We start from the raw sequence: 4,523 nt of genomic DNA, 5'->3' as shown, positions 1-4,523 counted from the left end.
GGCAGTTTTGTTTCCGCCGAGATGTAGGGAACAAAAGTGGAAATCCCGGAACCGCCTTGATTTGAATCGCTTTGTGAACTCATCCAATCCTCCGCTGTTTAAATTACCTTAATAGTGCTATGATACCCGGAAAAGAGATTCTCTCTTTTTGAACGCATAGCCAAGCACTTTACACAAATATTAAAGGTTCGGTAATTATACGGTACTCCCCTTAACAAGTCAAGTACTCATGAAATCACAGATCATCCGGTGGGAGGGAAATTTTTATCTCTCTCCCTTTGAAGGGCGTGTCCGCCCCGAAGGGTCGGGACAGACGAGGGATGTGATTGTTCGGATTTCTTCATAATTCATCGAGTAGGATAAATCACACCCTCTCCCGAAACAGAATCGGGATAAACTTCCACCTCCCTCGAGGGAGGAGATATCGCGATTCCCTCTTCGATGGGATATGTGGCGCAGTCACCGGAGGTGCCTGCGTTGTTCTGCTGTGGATAAATCGCCTACCCCGCCAACTGTGGTGACATCGAAACCAGTGTCAGTAGGGACAATTCATGAATTGTCCCTACACGAATCCCATCTCTTATGGGATATGTAGGGACGGTTCCGGAGGAGTTCCTTTGGAACACCCCTCTCAAAAAGGGATTCCTAATACTCTCCCCTTGAGGGGAGCATCCGCCGGCGGGCGGAGGAGGGGTGTTATTGTTCTGTCATAGTTAATTGGCGTTTTGAATGATGAAGAATTCGTCTCATTATGACAATCAGCTGCCACTTAATATTATCAGCAAAAAAAGAATCGACGGGAAAAATATCTGGTAAAGTGCTGGATTTATACGGTTTATGAGACATAATCAGGGAATTAATAATTCATTGGCATATAAATTGCCCCTATTATCAGTGATGAGAGCCGGTAAATGTGAGGAAAATATTAAACTTTTTGCAATAAGTTGCGTTATAAGGTAGTAGAGAGGAAATGAAATGGTAACTGCGTTAAGACATAGAGAAGATAACTGGACACTTCCACACCAACTGCATGAATCCGAAGCAGAAGTTTTAGAGTATCTTATATGTGACGAATGTGGTACTTACTGGAGCCCGGATCCAAAGGACTATCCCTGGCTTAATAATGAAGACCATATAAGCTGCAGCTGCGGAACGATACTGTGCAAAAAGGGCGATTTAATTTAAGTTGAATCTCTTTGTGGAAGTCTAATTTGATAATCAGATAATTATATTAATTATCAGGCTGTGCTATAGCCTGTTTACATAAAATGCCCCGTTTATAACGGGGTATATTTTTTTATCCTTTATTTATCTTCTCGTTCAATTTAACTATCTTTTTTTGAATCTTCGAAATGTCTTTGTAGGACGGATATTTTTGAATAATTTTTTGAAGTGTAACAACTGCGGCGTTTAAATTTTTCAGTTTCTTTTCCTGAAGCTGTGCGGCTTTTATCAGCAATTCCACCGCTTTTTTGTATCGAGGGAATTTTTCATGCACTGAGACGTAATCGGCTATGGCTTTATTCACGTCTTTTTGTTTGCTCTCGGCTACCTTACCGGCAGCCTCCAACGCTTCGCCTCCTCTCGGATCATCGGGATACTTGGATGTCACAAGATGATAGAACCTTCTTGCGCCGTTATAGTCTTTCACTTTGTCGGTCAGCACCTTAGCTCCTTGAAACAGCGCCTCGACGGGTAAATCACTGTCAGGGTACTCATCGACAATTCTCTTGAAAGTTCTGACGGCTTCGGAGTGATCCTTGAGTTTCTTAGTCTGAACCGTAGCCGCATTGAACAGCGCTGTGGCGGAAACGGAATGTGTAGGATATTTTTCTACTATAGATAAATAATTAGACACTGCTTCGGTGTGTCTACCTAATTTTTCCGTTTGAACCCTTGCCTGAAGATAGAGCGCATCGGGAACGAGCGGACTGTCCGGATAACCGATAACCACCTTTCGGGCGAGAGAGGCGGATTCTTTTTTATTTCCGAGCCGTTCGTGCAATCCCGCTTGCCACAGGGCAATTTGGGGTTGCCTTTCGTCGTTTGGAAGAATACTGTTAAAATATCGGACTTCATTCAATATCCATTTATTTAAATACTTAAGCTCGAGATTATAAATAGTTTGGATGTAGTCGAAGTACTTAGCCGGATACGATTTTTCCTGAAGCGGCAGCGCTGCTATTCTTGTAAGTTCCTCCTGTTTTATCTTAATTTTTTTGTCAATTTTACCGGAAATAAGATTTATAAGACTCGCTCTTGCGTCGTCACCTTTAGGAGAAGATGGATATAGATAAATAAATTTTACATAAGACGCCAGCGCCTCATACTTCTTTTTCTTTTCCTCATACAACTGAGCGAGTTTCAATTGAAGATCTTCCGAACGTCTTCCTGACCAGTAAAGCCGCGTATAATTTTCTATCTCCAGAACAACGTCATCGAATAGATCCTTCTCGTTTAATTCTTTCAACTCCATGATGAAGAGGTGATAGTTTTTGGCATTATCCGAATCGGAAGATTTTGAAGAGGACATCTTAGACATAATAGATAACTTCAGGCTTTCTTTTTCTTTTTCAAATTTGCCGGTAAGGTCGGCGGTGACCGCCGCTCTGAGGGAATCTTGTTTGTGGATCTGTTCTTCGGTAAGCGAAAGAGTAATAGAATCTATAATTGTTTTATGGAGTTTCTCAATAGAATCGATCCGGGATTCATAAAAATTAATAATTGAATCCTCCCGCGCGGAAAAATCAGATGTTAATTCGGTTCTAAGAGGATCGAGATCATTGGATAATCCTTCATTCGATATACCGGGCGAGACCGCTTGAACGGAGTCCGATTCCTGCCCGAAAGAAACCAGAGGCATAAATATAATTATTAATGAAACCATAAGAGTTGTAACATTAAACATCTCAATCCCCTTAAAGGGTTAAAATTTTGTTCTACTGTCGAATGAATACCGGGTCATTTTCGCTTTCTTGCAATCTGCAGGGACATATATTAATGTCTATAATATTAATTAACAATATTTAGATGGTCAATATTGTCCGTTCGTACCCTATCAGCTATTGATTTGGATTTTCCGATCATTGTTTTAATTTTGATACATGTATCGCGCTGTTTTTTTTGTGCTAACCTTTATGCTCTTGAATCCGGCTTTGCTCCAAAGTCAGTCCGGTAGGATTCTTATGGATGGAGAATTTTCTGATTGGGACGAGGTTTCCTATCTGTACGAGGATATTGTCGGTGACGTTGCTGCAGGGGGAGTGGATTTCGGTGGGCTTAAGATTCTGAACGATGAGACCTTTCTCTATTTATACATAGAACTCAACTTCGAAATAAATCTCCAGAGCTTCCTTAACTCAACCCTTTATCTTGATACCGACAATAACAGCGCCACGGGACTCGCTATTGGTAGTATAGGCGCTGAATTGACATGGAATTTCGCAGCAAAAAGCGGCATGTTCTACACAGGGAATAACAGCACGGTGATAGGACACTCCGATATCAGGATAAGAACCTTCCCGACCGTCAGCTCCGAAATATTCGAAATCTCCATAGGTCTGGATTCAAAGCCTGACGGGTTGAATGATCTGTTTACAGGGAACACAATCTCAGTTCTCTTTGAGGACGCCGATAACTTCGACATGCTTCCCGATTTCGGCGTTAATTTAGTTTACACCATTCAACCGGTGGATTTAGAGCCGATAATGCCGATACGGATATCCTCCACCGATTTTTCGCACCTGAGGTTTCTGACGTGGAACGTTCATGGGGACGATTTGTTCGATCCGAATTTATTTGACGAATATGATAGAATCCTCAGCGCCCTGAATCCGGAAATTATTGCTTTTCAGGAAATATATTCACACAGCTCAGCTGATTTGAAGGAACTGATGGAATCGATCTTACCGTCGGGAGACGGAGAAGAATGGTTTACGCTCATTGATGAAAACGATATCGCTCTCGCAAGCAGGTACGAAATTCTGGATTCATGGCTTCCTAACAGTCCTAACAGAGCCTTTCTTATAAAATTAAAACCGACGTATGCAAAAGACCTTCTCGTGATCGGCGCACATACTCCCTGTTGTGCGAATGATGCGGGCAGACAAAATGATATTGACGGTATAATGGCGTTTCTCAGAGACGCTTTCCTGCCGGGTGGAGTAATTTACTTGGAAGAGGATACACCCGTTATCTTAGCCGGTGATTTTAACTTGGTAGGAGAGAGGAGTCAGTTAGAGACTTTGCTGACAGGCGATATTTCGGACAATTCGAAATGGGGGAGTGACTTTTCACCTGATTGGGACGGCACGAACCTGTCGGATGCGATTCCAAGGCATACAGACCTTCTTCAAACTTACACATGGCAGAACGATAATAGCCCTTTCAGTCCGGGCAGGCTCGATTTCATTATTTATACCGACAGCGCAATCAAATTAGAAAAAAGTTTCGTTCTCCGGACGGATGAACTGAGTGCCGATACGCTGAATGCGTACGGGCTGGTTGCGAGTGATACCCGACTT

At 42.5% G+C, this 4,523-nt stretch carries 3 protein-coding genes; 2 read left to right on the top strand and 1 reads right to left on the bottom strand.

The features are described from left to right. Positions 1 to 975: 975 nt before the first annotated feature. Positions 976 to 1,185: a hypothetical protein gene (locus IID12_09825; GenBank protein MCH8289385.1), complete on the top strand. Its 210-nt coding sequence runs from the start codon at positions 976 to 978 to the stop codon at positions 1,183 to 1,185. A 112-nt stretch (positions 1,186 to 1,297) separates the two neighbouring features. Here the strand turns inward: IID12_09825 and IID12_09820 are convergent, their stop codons facing one another. Next, entirely contained in the window at positions 1,298 to 2,908 is a 1,611-nt protein-coding gene (locus tag IID12_09820) for a tetratricopeptide repeat protein (protein MCH8289384.1), read from the bottom strand. A 277-nt stretch (positions 2,909 to 3,185) separates the two neighbouring features. Here IID12_09820 and IID12_09815 point away from each other — a divergent pair. Further along, a partial coding sequence (locus tag IID12_09815; GenBank protein ID MCH8289383.1) for an endonuclease/exonuclease/phosphatase family protein occupies positions 3,186 to 4,523 on the top strand: 1,338 nt, incomplete at its 3' end.

Source organism: Candidatus Neomarinimicrobiota bacterium (genome assembly GCA_022567655.1).
Classification (GTDB): Bacteria; Fidelibacterota; SORT01; order SORT01; family SORT01; genus JADFGO01.
This window is presented reverse-complemented; position numbering and strand designations above follow the sequence as displayed.

Excerpts from the sequence above, each read along its gene's own strand:
- IID12_09825 (MCH8289385.1), top strand. The coding sequence starts at position 976 with ATGGTAACTGCGTTAAGACATAGAGAAGATAACTGGACACTTCCACAC.
- IID12_09820 (MCH8289384.1), bottom strand. The coding sequence starts at position 2,908 with ATGTTTAATGTTACAACTCTTATGGTTTCATTAATAATTATATTTATG.